The organism is Actinoplanes sp. L3-i22, from assembly GCF_019704555.1.
Lineage (GTDB): Bacteria > Actinomycetota > Actinomycetes > Mycobacteriales > Micromonosporaceae > Actinoplanes.
On sequence record NZ_AP024745.1, the window covers coordinates 8,743,556 to 8,755,480 of the forward strand.

An 11,925-nucleotide genomic window follows, 5' to 3' on the forward strand; every position below is an offset into this window, starting at 1 on the left:
AGGCGGGGCGGGGCATGGGAGCGTGCCCAATCGGGCACATAGGAGGCATGCGCCGATCACTCCTCTGCTCGCTACTGGCGACGACCCTGCTGCTCACGGCGGCCTGCGACGGCCGCGGCGTCTTTGCCGGGCATGGGGACGACGGGCATCGCGACAACGGGCACAGCGGCAGCGGTGATCGGGTGGTGACCGGTGGCAGCGTCGGCGACCACGATCGGGCCACGTTCGCGATCGTCTCCGGGGCGGACGTGGTCCGGGTTCGGGCGGCTGATCTCGGGGGTGACCTCTATCGCGTCAGCACTGCGGACGACGCCAAGGTTCGGCCGTCGGTGCGGGTCGACGGGGACACCGTTTATGCCGCGCTCGCCGACACCGGGGACCCGGGTCCGGCCGTCGTCACCGCCGAGCTGAGCAGTGCCGTGCACTGGCAGCTGCGGTTCGACGGCGGGGCCAAGGAGGAGTCCGCCGACCTGGCCGGCGGCAAGGCCACCGGCGTGAGCTTCGTCGCCGGCACCAGCCTGGCCGAGGTCACCCTCCCCGCGGCACAGGGCTCCGTCCCGGTCACGCTCGGTGGCGGCGCGAGCCAGGTCACCGTGCATCTCACCGGGAACGCGCCGGTTCGGGTACGTGTGGGCGGCGGCGCCGGTTCGGTGACCGTCGACGGCACCCGGCATACCGGAATAGCTGGTGGAACGGATTTCGCGCCCGCCGGATGGAGCGCCGCGACCGACCGTTACGACATCGATCTCACGTCAGGTGTCTCGAACCTGACCGTCGACCGGCGGTAACCTCGCGTTCGTTCATTAGGTAGCGTGTACCGGCCCCGACCTGACGAGACGGGCCGCACCGCCACCGCAGAGAAGAGGCCCCGATTGATGCCGGTCACCGCCGCGACCGTTATGGCCCCACGGCAGCCGGCGCTGGCCCCGGTCTTCGGGACCCTGACCCTGTTCACCGGGCGAATGGGCTCCGGCAAGAGCACCCTGGCCCTGCAGAACGCGTTCAACCGACGCCAGGCCGGCCGCCCCGGAGTGCTGTTGACCAGCCAGGACCGGGCCGGCGAGGGAATACTGTCGTCGCGCCTCGGGGTGACCGCCGACGCGATCGAGGTGGACCAGGGCATGGACCTGGCCGTGCTGGTCGCCGATCGGGTCCCGGCCGGCGGTTTCGTGATCTCCGATGAGGCCCAGTTCCTGACGCCGGGCCAGGTGGAGCAGCTGGCCTGGGCCGCCGACGAGCTCGCGGTCGACATCGACTGCTACGCGATCACCACGGATTTCCTGTCCCGGCTGTTCCCGGGCGCGCAGCGCCTGGTCGAGCTGGCCGACGTGATCGTGCCGCTGCAGGTCGAGGTGACCTGCTGGTGCGGACGCCCCGGCCGGCAGAACGCCCGGATCGTCGACGGCCAGGTCGCCCGGGCCGGCGAGCAGGTCGCGGTCGGCGACACCACCGAGACGTCCGCGGTCTCCTACCGAGTCCTGTGCCGCCGCCACTGGCGCAACGGTGAACCCGGCCCAGCCTGACCGCCAGGCAAACCGGGGCAAACAGCGCGGCCTGACCACCCAGGCAAGCCGGCGCGAGCGACGAAACCGCCCCAGCCTGGCCACTCGGGCAAGCCAGGACGAACAGCGAACCCGGCCCAGCCTGACCGTTCGGGCAAGTCGAGGCGACGTGTTGACTTGACGATGTTGACTGGATCAACGTTGATGGTTGATTCGGTCGGCCAGGTGTTGATTCAACGTTGACTGTCAACACTGCCCGGTCCCCCACCACCGGCACACCACGGTCCACATGTCCGCGGTCTGCAGCCGCACCTCCCCGCCCGCGTCGTTCAGCACGTTGCGCCCACCGGCCAGCTGAACGTCGAGCGACTCCCCCGCCGCCAGGATCGTGGTCTCCTCGAACCGGTGCTGATACCGCCCGCCGAGCACGACATGTCCCTGCAGGTCGATCGGCCCGTCGCTGATGTTCACCACGGAGATCCGCTCGATCCCGCCGTACTTCACCTTCAAATCGACCTTGCCGGTGAGCGGACTACCGCAGCCCACCAGGCACGGGTAGACGAACGCCCGCCGCAGGTCACCCTGCGGATCGAAGAGGTACGCCCCTTCACCGACCCCCGGGTGCACCGGGTCCACGTTCGTGAAGACCTGCGCCGGCATCCCCCAGTACTTGTCGGTCGCGGTGTCCCGCCCCTTGCCGACGTGCACGTAGATGCGTCCGCCGGCGGGCACCACGGTTCCCCGCTTGAACGTGTACCGCCGCAGCCCCGAGTCCCGGACCCACCAACCGCTCAGGTCCACCGGCTCCGTCCCGGTGTTCCCGATCCGGATCCATTCGCCGTTCAGGTTGAGCCCGTCGTCCCCGTCCGCGTCGCTGTTCGCCCACACGGTGAGCTGCGCGTCGGCCGCCGGCCCGGCCCCGCAGTAGTCGCTGTCCCACATGTAGTTCTGCTCGGACGCCGCGTGCGCCGACGCCAGCTCGTAGGTGCGGTCCCAGGCGTCCTCCCCCGGGAACGGCAGCGTCAGCGCATACCCGTGCCGCACCAGGTCCGCGCCGACGTCCACCCACCGCCCGTTGATCTTCACGGCGATCGAGCGCAGCGGCCGGCCCCGGCTGCTGCTGCGGGCGTGCCGGGCGGTCAGCCGCACCACGCCCTTACCGGCTTTGATCAGCTGTTCGACGCGCGCGGTCGCTTCCAGGGCGTGGCATTCGCCGGTCCGCTTGGCCGGGTTCGCCGAGTATTTGTGCTGCTCCATGGCCTGCACCCCGATCAGCCGGATCGGGCGGGCGGTCTTCGACCCGTTGACCTTGATCATCAGGGTGTCACCGTCGGCGACCCAGTCGACCTTGCCGGTCCACACCCCGCAGCGGGGGCTTCCGGCGCCCGGCCGGCAGGCCACGCTGCCGGCGAGGGCCGGTGCGGGCGTGCCGCCCAGAGCGAGGGCGACGGACGCGGCGAGGGTGACGAGACGGCGCAGCATGCTTCCAAGATCGGGCCGGGACGGTTGCGGTTCGAGTCATCCGGCGATGCGGACCGGTTGCGCTGATCCCGGAGCAGAGGCAGATTGCGACGTACGGCGGAAGAACACGCACGATGGACCGAAGAGACACGCTGAAGGAGTCGCAGAGATGGTCGAGTACCGCCCCTTCGGGCGCACCGGTGTGCAGGTCAGCAACCTGACGCTGGGCGCGATGAACTTCGGCAGCAGCGGCAACCCGGACCACGGGGACGGGGTCCGGATCATTCACCGCGCGCTGGACGAGGGCATCAACGTCATCGACACGGCAGACGTCTACTCCCAGGGGGAGAGCGAGGAGATCGTCGGCGAGGCCCTGGAGGGGCGGCGGGACGACGTGTTCCTGGCCACCAAGGTGCACGGCCAGATCGGCACGCGGCTGAACCAGGGCGGCAACTCACGCCGCTGGATCATCACCGAGGTGGAGAACAGCCTGCGCCGGCTGCGCACCGACTGGATCGATCTCTACCAGGTGCACCGGCCGGATCCCTCGACCGATTTCGACGAGACCCTGGGCGCGCTCAGCGACCTGGTCCGGGCCGGCAAGATCAGATACATCGGGACTTCGACGTACGAGCCGTCGGCGATCGTCGAGGGCCAATGGCTCGCCGAGCGTCGGCACCGCGAGCGGGTGGTCGCCGAGCAGCCGCCGTACTCCCTGCTGGTCCGGGGCATCGAGAGGGAGGTGCTGCCGGTCGCCCAGCGGCACGGCCTGGCGGTGATCCCGTGGAGCCCGCTGGCCGGCGGCTACCTGTCCGGGCAGCGTCTGGAGAGCTGGAAGTCGCTGCGGGCGGAGCGGATCCCGGGCCGGTACGACACGTCCGCGCCGGCCAACACGCCGAAGGTCGAGGCGGTCCGGAAGCTGCAGGCGCTGGCCGACGAGGCCGGGCTGTCGCTGATCCACCTGGCGCTGGCGTTCGTCCTGAACCATCCGGCGATCACCTCGGCGATCATCGGCCCGCGCACCCTGGAGCACCTGGAGTCGCAGCTCGGCGCCGTGAAGGTGACGCTGACCGAGGACGTGCTGGACCGGATCGACGAGATCGTCCCGCCGGGCACGAACCTGAACCCGGCCGACGCCGGCTACCTGCCGCCGTCGCTCACGGACAAGACGCTGCGACGCCGCTGAGCGTGCCCGTCACTCCGGCGCGAGAAGGCCGGCGATGACCCGGTTCCGGCCGGCGCGCTTGGCCGCGTAGAGGCGGGCGTCGGCCCGGGCCAGCAGCTCCGCCTGCCCGTCCCCCGGCATCACCGAGTCGGCCCCGATGCTCACGGTGACGGGCAGGTCGCCGGTCACCGCGCGCCACGGATGCCCGGCCACGGTCGCCCGGACCCGCTCCAGGAAACCGACCGTCCGCACCTCGTCCAGCCCGCTGACGACGAGCAGGAACTCCTCACCCCCGAGCCGCGCCGCGAAGCCCCCGGGGTGAGGCGCGAAGCCCCCGGGGTGAGCCGCCAAGCCCCCGGGGTGAGGCGCCGAGCCCCCGGGGTGGGCTGCTGAAACCGCGGGGGCGGCCGTCGAGGCGGAGGTGAGCAGGCGGGCGACTTCCACCAGGACCCGGTCGCCGGCTTCGTGCGTACACAAGTCATTGATTTGTTTGAAATGATCGAGATCGAGAACCGCGGCCCACAACGGGACTCCGGTCCGGTTGGCCTGTTCGATCAGGCCCGGGAGCTGTTCGTCGACGTAGCGGCGGTTGCGCAGCCCGGTCAGCGGGTCGCGCCGGGCCTGCTCGCGGAACTGCTCGGCCTCCTGCCGCGCCTCGTTGACCTCGAAGAGCGCCTGCCGGTTGCGGGCCTGCGCCTCCCGGGCCGCGGAGAGCACCTCCTTCTCGGCCGCGTGGAAGCGCTTGTACTCGGCGAACGCCGGCTCGAACGCGCCGGCCGCGGCGTGCAGCTCGGCCTGCTCCTGCATGACCCGGACCAGGATCTCGCCGTGCCCGTGCGCCTCGCACTGCTCGCGGCAGGCGTCCAGGGTCAGCTGGGCGTTGCCGAGGTCGTCGCGCAGCCGGCGGGTGATCGCGAGCGTGAGCAGGAACTCCGGGAGCGCGTCGGCCTCCAGCGGCGCGTCCGGGTATCCGTTGATCGCGGCCAGGACGGTCTCCTCGGCGTCCTGGTAGTGACCCAGCGCGATCTGCACGCTGGCCACCGTGTCGAGATCGTTCGGGTCGAGCCGGTGCCCGTGCGCGGCGGCGGTGGCACGCATCCGCCGGACCACGGTCCAGGCGCGTTCCGGCTCGCCGGCGAGGTACTCCGCGTACGCGTGGTTGTTCAGCACCATCATCTGGTCGCGCAGGTCGGCGCTGTGCCGGGCCAGTTCCTCGGCCTGCCGGTAGCGTTCCCGGGCGGCCTCGATCGAGCCGGTCTCGGTGAGCGCGTCGGCGTACTTGACCACGTACGGCAGTCGGCGCCGGGGCAGGACGCTCTCCTCCAGGGCCTCGACCGCGGCGACCGCGTGCACCAGCAGCGCGGCGACGTCGCCCAGGTTGCGGTAGGTGCGGCCGAGCAGCAGGTGACTGCGCGCGATCAGGTAGCGGTCACCGTGCGTGTGCGCCCACTCGTTGATCAGCCACATCGCCTCGGCGGCGGTCTTCAGCTCGCCGGACCGCTCGGCGACGTCGGCCCGGATCAGGCGGGCGCGCATCCGGTCGGCCTCGTCGGCGGCGTCCCGCTCGATCTCCGCGGCGCGGGCCGCCCGGCCGGCCGGGTCCCGTCCGACCCAGTCCTCCAGGTCGTCGAGCTCGGCGGCCAACGTCGGATGCACGGCGGCACTCACGCCGATCATCGTGGCGTGACCACGGCACGGTCGGCAAGCGAACCGTGACAACTCGTTCACTCCTATCACGAAGGTTTCGCTCCGGGAAGATCGTTAGCTAGGCTAAGCACCTAAGTCGTTAGGAGCGCCGCTTGCCACCCCTTCCACGCCGCGCACCGCGGGCCGGCATCCATCCCGACCCCTCCAAGAGCTGGCTCCGCCGCGCCTGGCCGCTGCTCAAGGCACACCGCACCCTGCTGATCACCTCGCTCGGGCTCTCGTTCATCGGGCTGATCGTGCAGGTGCAGATCCCCAACCTGGTCCGGGTCGGCATCGACCGGGCGCTCGTCGCGCACACCGCCGGCCTGGCCAGATACGTGTGGCTGATCGCCGGCCTGGCCCTCACCCAGGGCGTGATCAACTACCTGGCCCGGCTCTATCTACTGCGTACGGCATACGAGCTGGAGTACGACCTACGCAGCATCGTGTTCAGCCACTTCATGCGGATGTCGTACGGCTTCTACGACCGGGTCCAGTCCGGCGAGCTGATGTCCCGCGCCACCTCGGACATCCGCGCCGTCCAGATGTACCTCACGTTCGGCCCGTCGATCCTGGTCCAGTGCATGATCGCGGTGATCGCGTTCGTGCTGATGGTCTCGATCAACCCGCTGCTCGCGGTGGTCGCGATGCTGACCATGCCGGCGATCGCGGTCCTCGGCGTCCGGATGCGCAAGGCGATCTTCCCGGTCTCCTGGCTGATCCAGTCCCGGCTGGCCGGCATCGCCACCGTCGTCGACGAGAACATCCAGGGGGTACGGATCGTCAAGGCGTTCGCGGCCGAGCAGCGGCAGGTCGACACGCTCGCCGGTGCCGCCGACCGGGTCCGCTGGGCGTACACCACGGACGCCCGGCTGCGCAGCCGGTGGATCCCGGTGATGGACAACCTGCCCCGGCTCGGGCTGGCGCTGGTGCTTCTGGTCGGCGGGCTGATGGTGCTGCACGGGCACGCGACGGTGGGGACGGTGGTGGCGTTCAACTCGTACGTCCTGATGCTGCAGCCGCCGTTCCGGATGCTCGGCATGATCATCATGATGGGCCAGCGAGCGGCCGCCTCCTCGCAGCGTATTTACGACATTCTAGATACAAAAGCTGAAATAACGGACAGGGAAGACACGGTGACGCCAGCGCCACGCGGCGACCTCGAGTTCCGAAATGTCCTTTTCGACTACCCGGACGGCACCCCCGGGCTCAAGGGCTTGGACCTGCACATCCGCCCAGGTGAAACGGTGGCGCTGGTCGGCGCGACGGGAAGCGGCAAGTCCACGATCGGCCGGCTGGCCGCCCGCTTCTACGACGTGACCGGCGGCGAGGTGACGCTCGACGGGGTCGACGTCCGCGACTACCCCCTGGAAACCCTGCGCGACCGGGTCGGCATCGTCCCCGACGAGCCGTTCCTGTTCTCGGTCTCGCTGCACGACAACATCGCCTTCGGCCGCCCGGCGGCCACCCGGGACCAGGTCGTCGCCGCGGCGGTCGCGGCCGGCGCCGACGGGTTCATCCGGGAACTGCCCGAGGGGTACGACACGGTGGTCGGCGAGCGCGGCTACACGCTCTCCGGCGGTCAGCGGCAGCGGGTCGCGATCGCCCGGGCGCTGCTGGTCAACCCGCCGGTGCTGATCCTGGACGACGCGACCAGTGCGGTCGACGTCCGGGTCGAGCACGAGATCCACGAGTCGCTGCGCACGCTGATGGTCGGCCGCACCACGATCATGGTGGCGCACCGGCTCGCCACGATCGGCCTGGCCGACCGCGTGATCCTGATCGAGGACGGCCGGGTGGCCGCCGACGGCACGCACGCCGGGCTGCTGGCCACCGAACCCCGATACGCCCAGGTCCTGGCCGCGGCCAGCGCGGCGGAGGTAAAAGCATGAGCATGTTCGGAGGCGGCTTCGGCGGGCCTGGGGGCGGGCCGGGCTCGGGGCCGATCGGTGGCATGGGCGGCGTCGGCGCCGGCCGCCGCGACCGTCAGCAGGGCGGCAGCCCGTTCGCCGGCATCCCACCGGAGCTCGCCGCCGGCGTGGCCCGCCTGGAGTCCACCGAGCCGGCGCATCCTGCCCCGGACGAGCCGTTCCACCAGCAACCGGACAACCGCGAACTCACCCTCTGGGCGCTGCTGGTCAACCGGCCGGCGGTCCTGGCCACCGCCGCCGTCGCGGTGCTCGCCGAGGCATTGTTGCTGCAGGCCGGCCCGCTGCTGGTGCAGATCGGCATCGACCACGGGATCGTCGCGCGGGACGTGCCGGTGCTGGTGATGGCCGCGGTCGCGTTCCTCGCCGCGGTCGTGCTGACCGCGGTCGCGTCCGGCGTGCGGATCCGGCAGAGCGGGCGGCTCGCCGCGTACGTCACCCGGGACCTGCGGGTTCGCGTCTTCAGTCACCTGCAGCGGCTCAGCCTGGACTTCTACACCCGGGAGAAGGCCGGGGTCACGATGACCCGGATGACCTCCGACGTCGAGGCGATCCAGCAGCTGCTCCAGGAGGGCTTCGCCCAGTTCCTGATCCAGGGGCTGACCATGGTCGTGGTCACCGCGGTGCTCGTGCACTACAACGTGGAGCTGGCCGCGATCACGCTGCTGCTGGTGATCCCGCCGCTCGCGGCGCTGTCGATCTGGTTCCGCAAGGCCGCCGACCACGGCTACAACCGGCAGCGCGACGCGATCGCGGGGCTCTTCTCGCACCTGTCCGAGAGCCTCTACGGCGTCCGCGTGATCACCGCCCACAACCAGCAGCAACGCAGTGTCGTCGAGCATCGCGAGGTGGTCGGCGCGTACCGGGACGCCAACGACCACACCGGCCGGATCAACGCCGTCTACGGCCCCGGCAGCTCGGTGATCGGCCTGCTCGGGCTGGCCGCGCTGCTGCTCATCGGCGGGCGGATGGTGCTGCGCGGCGAGCTGACCATCGGCGAGCTGACCGCGTTCGTGCTCTACCTCAACGCGTTCTTCCAGCCGGTCCAGCAACTCGTGCAGCTCTACACGAACTATCAGCAGGCCCGGGCGGCTCTCGGCAAGCTGCGCGGATTGCTGGGGACGGCTCCCGGCGTACCGGAAGCAATTGATGCTCTTGATCTTCCGCCGGCGAACGGCGGCATCGAACTGCGGAACGTCTCCTTCGGGTACGACCCGGACCGGCCGGTGCTGCGCGACGTCACGCTGCGCATCTCCCCCGGCGAGACGATCGCGTGCGTCGGGCCGACCGGCGCCGGCAAGTCGACGCTGGCCAAGCTGGTCGCCCGGCTCTACGACCCGGACCGCGGCGCGGTGCTGATCGACGGCCACGACCTGCGCGACGTCACGCTCGACTCGCTGCACCGGCAGGTCGGCGTGGTGCCGCAGGAGCCGTTCCTGTTCGCCGGGACGCTGCGCGAGAACATCGCCTTCGCCCGCCCGGACGCGTCCGACGACGAGGTGAACGCCGCGGTCGACGCCGTCGGGCTCCGCGATCTCGTCGACCGCTCCCCCGACGGCCTCGACACCGTCCTGCACGAACGCGGCCAGTCCGTCTCCTCCGGCGAACGCCAGCTCGTCGCCCTGGCCCGGGTGTTCGTCGCCGCGCCGCGCGTGGTCGTGCTCGACGAAGCCACGTCGAGCCTCGATCTGCGCTCGGAGCTGCGGGTGGAGGCGGCCGTCCAGCGCCTGCTGGAGGGCCGGACCGCGATCCTGGTCGCGCATCGCCTGTCCACCGCCCGGCGCGCCGACCGGGTGATCGTCGTCGACAACGGCGGCATCCTCGAATCCGGCACGCACGACGAGCTCATCGCGGCCTCCGGCCGCTACGCGACGATGTTCGCCACCTGGGAATCGCACGCGGCGCCGGCTTAAACCAATTATTCGGTACGGCGTGAGCCGCGTCCCGTGCGCACGTCACGGGACGCGGCCGCGCCTCACAGGCGCTGCAGGATCAGCTCGTCGATCGCCTTGAGCAGGGCGGTGTCGTCGGGGCTGTGCGCGGTGACGGTCACCGTGACCCGGCGCCGCGGATCCACGATCGAGTACTGCCCGTACCGGCCGTCCATCCGGAACGTCCCGTCGCCGCCGAGCCAGACGCCGAGGCCGTAGCCGTGCCCGAACGCCGAGCCGTGGCCGGCCGCCGTCGCGGTGTCCACCGACTCGGCCGGCATCCGGCGCACGAACTCCGCCGGAACCAGCTGCCGGCCCTGCCACTCGCCCTCCCGCAGCAGCAGCTGAGCGAACCGGGACAGCTCCTCGGTGCGCAGGAACAGGTCACTCTCCGCGAACGGGAAGCCGAGCGGGCACGTGTGCCAGGCCGGATTGTGCAGGTCCAGCGGCCGGAAGAGGCGGGGCTCCAGGTAGGCGCGGACATCGGCGCCGGTGGTCCGGGCGAGAAGACGACCGATCGCGTACGGCCCGGACCCGGTGTACGCGAAGCGGGTCCCGGGCTCGGCGTCCAGCGGCGTCGCGACGAACTCGTGGAGCAGGTCGGCGGCGTCGATCCGCTCGTCCGCGAACCACTTGTGGGTGGAGCCGCTGGTCATCGTGATCAGGTGCCGCGGGGTGACCCGCTCGAAGCCGTCCGCGGCGATCCCGCGCAGCTCCGGGAAGTGGTCGAGGAACGGGGCGTCCAGGTCGAACCGGCCCTCGGCGACGGCCAGGCCGGCCGCCACCGCGGTGAACGTCTTGGACACCGAGTAGAGGTTGACCCGGTCGTCGGAGCGGAACCGGTGGGTCAGCGGGTCGGCGTCCGCCCGGTATACGTGGATCCCGTAACTGCCGAGGCCCTGTTCCTGGTCAGCACGCACGAAATCGGCGAGTAGATCGTCAGCCATGTCCGGAAGCTACCCGTTCGGGGCGCTCACCGCCGTACCGTAATCGGGTCCTGATCTGGTTTTTGATCTAGTTTTTGATCGGGTTTTATTCGACCGGGGCGCTAGTCGACCGGGGCGCTAGTCGACCGGGGCGCTAGTCGACCGGGGCGCTAGTCGACCGGGGCGCTAGTCGACCGGGGCGCTGATCGACCGGGGCGCTAGTCGACCGGGACCAGGAAGGCGAAGACTCGGACGCCGACCGGGCCGGTGGGCAGCGGTGCCGGGGCGGCTGCGGAAACTTTCATCCCGGTCTCCCAGGGCTCGCCGTCCAGGAAGACCTCGTTCGTCAGCATCTGCCCGTCCTGGTGGGCGGTGAAGAACCGCAGCGCGTGCACCGCCCGGCTCAGCGGCACATCCTTGAGCTGCGCCAGCAGCCGGTCGAAGAGCGGCTCCGCGGACGGCACCGGCTCGGTCGCGAACAGATCCACCTGCGCGCCCAGCAGCAGCTCGAACTCGCCGGCCGGGTGGCTGTACCGCTCGACGTGCACGTTCTCACCGGCGGCGGAGCGGTCCAGCAGGGCGGCGATCATCGGGTACGCCACCGCCCGCTCGAACATCGCGAGGGTCTGGAAGATCGCCTCCTTCCAGGTCGGCGCCACGCCCACGCAGCTCTCCACCATCCACGGCCGGGCCAGCGCCGGATGGTTCACCGCGAAGTTCACCTGCGCCACCACCAGCTCCGGAGTCGGCCGCGGATGCGCCGCGAGGGTCGCCTGGAACTCGGCGTCACCCAGCCGCAGATCGTCACCGATGGTCACGCCGTAGGCCGCCATCCAGTGCGCGAACACCGACGCCGGCGACGGCACGCCCCCGCTGCCGGTCCCGACCGGCGGCAACGGCTCGTCCAGCGCGACCGGCCCGAGCCGGAGCTTCGCCAGCTCGGCCCCGCTCTGCAGGGCCTGGCTGACCGCGGCGACCTCACTGCTGTACCCGGCGATCCGGGCGATCTCGGCCTCGTCGGCGATCAGCGCCCGCTCCGCGGCGGCGCGATACACCGGATCCCGGTCCAGCCGCCGGCGGGTCTCCCCGTCCAGGAACGTCTCGTCGACCTCCACACCGCCGAGCACCCGGCGGCCGAAAGCGAGCGGCAGGAAGTAGGTCAGACGACTCGCCAGCCACGGCTCCAGACCACCGTTGACCAGCTTCTCCTTGACCTCGGCCCCGGACGGCGCCGCCGCGCCCTCACAAAAAGCCGTGACACCCACCACAACCGCCTCGTCGAACATCGCGTGAGCGTACCGTCCCGCCGATCTCCCGCAACTGTTC

The 11,925-nt window shown here is 70.9% G+C and carries 9 protein-coding genes; 5 read left to right on the forward strand and 4 right to left on the reverse strand.

Annotated elements, in window-relative coordinates:
- Positions 1–47 precede the first annotated feature (47 nt).
- On the forward strand, positions 48–788 hold the full coding sequence (locus tag L3i22_RS39185; RefSeq protein ID WP_221322509.1) for a hypothetical protein: 741 nt from the start codon (positions 48–50) through the stop codon (positions 786–788).
- Positions 789–875: 87 nt separating this feature from the next.
- Positions 876–1,523, forward strand: a complete 648-nt coding sequence (locus L3i22_RS39190) for a thymidine kinase (RefSeq protein WP_221322510.1) — start codon at positions 876–878, stop codon at positions 1,521–1,523.
- Between the two features lie 225 nt (positions 1,524–1,748).
- Here L3i22_RS39190 and L3i22_RS39195 read toward each other — a convergent pair whose 3' ends face one another.
- The gene (locus L3i22_RS39195) at positions 1,749–2,984 is read right to left on the reverse strand and encodes a lamin tail domain-containing protein (RefSeq protein WP_221322511.1); all 1,236 of its coding nucleotides are present in this window, start codon (positions 2,982–2,984) and stop codon (positions 1,749–1,751) included.
- A gap of 148 nt (positions 2,985–3,132) precedes the next feature.
- On the opposite strand from L3i22_RS39195, the gene L3i22_RS39200 reads away from it, so the two are divergent.
- A complete protein-coding gene (locus tag L3i22_RS39200) occupies positions 3,133–4,149 on the forward strand; it encodes an aldo/keto reductase (RefSeq protein ID WP_221322512.1) in 1,017 nt (338 codons plus the stop codon).
- A gap of 9 nt (positions 4,150–4,158) precedes the next feature.
- Here the strand turns inward: L3i22_RS39200 and L3i22_RS39205 are convergent, their stop codons facing one another.
- Positions 4,159–5,796 (reverse strand): GGDEF domain-containing protein, encoded by a 1,638-nt coding sequence (locus L3i22_RS39205; RefSeq protein ID WP_221322513.1) that lies wholly within the window; start codon positions 5,794–5,796, stop codon positions 4,159–4,161.
- 131 nt (positions 5,797–5,927) lie between these two features.
- Here L3i22_RS39205 and L3i22_RS39210 point away from each other — a divergent pair, with 131 nt between their 5' ends.
- Both L3i22_RS39210 and L3i22_RS39215 read left to right on the forward strand, forming a co-directional pair.
- Entirely contained in the window at positions 5,928–7,706 is a 1,779-nt protein-coding gene (locus L3i22_RS39210) for an ABC transporter ATP-binding protein (RefSeq protein WP_221322514.1), read from the forward strand.
- A complete protein-coding gene (locus L3i22_RS39215; protein ID WP_221322515.1) occupies positions 7,703–9,655 on the forward strand; it encodes an ABC transporter ATP-binding protein in 1,953 nt (650 codons plus the stop codon). Before L3i22_RS39210 ends, L3i22_RS39215 begins: the two co-directional genes overlap by 4 nt.
- A 62-nt stretch (positions 9,656–9,717) precedes the next feature.
- Here L3i22_RS39215 and L3i22_RS39220 read toward each other — a convergent pair whose 3' ends face one another.
- Positions 9,718–10,620 carry a serine hydrolase gene (locus L3i22_RS39220; protein ID WP_221322516.1) on the reverse strand — a complete coding sequence of 301 codons (903 nt, stop codon included), beginning with the start codon at positions 10,618–10,620 and terminating at the stop codon, positions 9,718–9,720.
- Between the two features lie 197 nt (positions 10,621–10,817).
- Positions 10,818–11,885 (reverse strand): DUF6348 family protein, encoded by a 1,068-nt coding sequence (locus L3i22_RS39225; RefSeq protein WP_221322517.1) that lies wholly within the window; start codon positions 11,883–11,885, stop codon positions 10,818–10,820.
- Between the last annotated feature and the right edge of the window lie 40 nt (positions 11,886–11,925).